Here is a 510-nt window from a genome sequence, read left to right as displayed (position 1 = left end):
TGCAATTTCGCCGAGTTCGCGGTTGAGACAGCGGAGAAGTCGTTACGCCATTCGTGCAGGTCGGAACTTACCCGACAAGGAATTTCGCTACCTTAGGATGGTTATAGTTACCACCGCCGTTTACTGGCGCTTAAGTTCTCAGCTTCGCCCCGAAAGGCTAACCGGTCCCCTTAACGTTCCAGCACCGGGCAGGCGTCAGTCCGTATACATCGTCTTGCGACTTCGCACGGACCTGTGTTTTTAGTAAACAGTCGCTTCTCCCTGGTCTCTGCGGCCCTCAAACGCTCACCGTCGCAAGGACAGGTCACGCCTCAGGCCCCCCTTCTCCCGAAGTTACGGGGGCATTTTGCCGAGTTCCTTAACCACGATTCACTCGATCGCCTTAGTATTCTCTACCTGACCACCTGAGTCGGTTTAGGGTACGGGCGGCTCGAACCTCGCTAGATGCTTTTCTCGACAGCATAGGATCACCCACTTCCCGCCAATGCGGTCATCATCACATCTCAGGCT

General features: G+C 55.3%; 1 rRNA gene. It reads right to left on the bottom strand.

The annotated features are described in order from the left end of the window. A 23S ribosomal RNA gene (locus LWF15_RS35790) occupies positions 1-510 on the bottom strand; the annotation flags it as partial.

This window comes from Kineosporia rhizophila (genome assembly GCF_021277265.1).
GTDB lineage: Bacteria > Actinomycetota > Actinomycetes > Actinomycetales > Kineosporiaceae > Kineosporia > Kineosporia rhizophila.
This window is presented reverse-complemented; position numbering and strand designations above follow the sequence as displayed.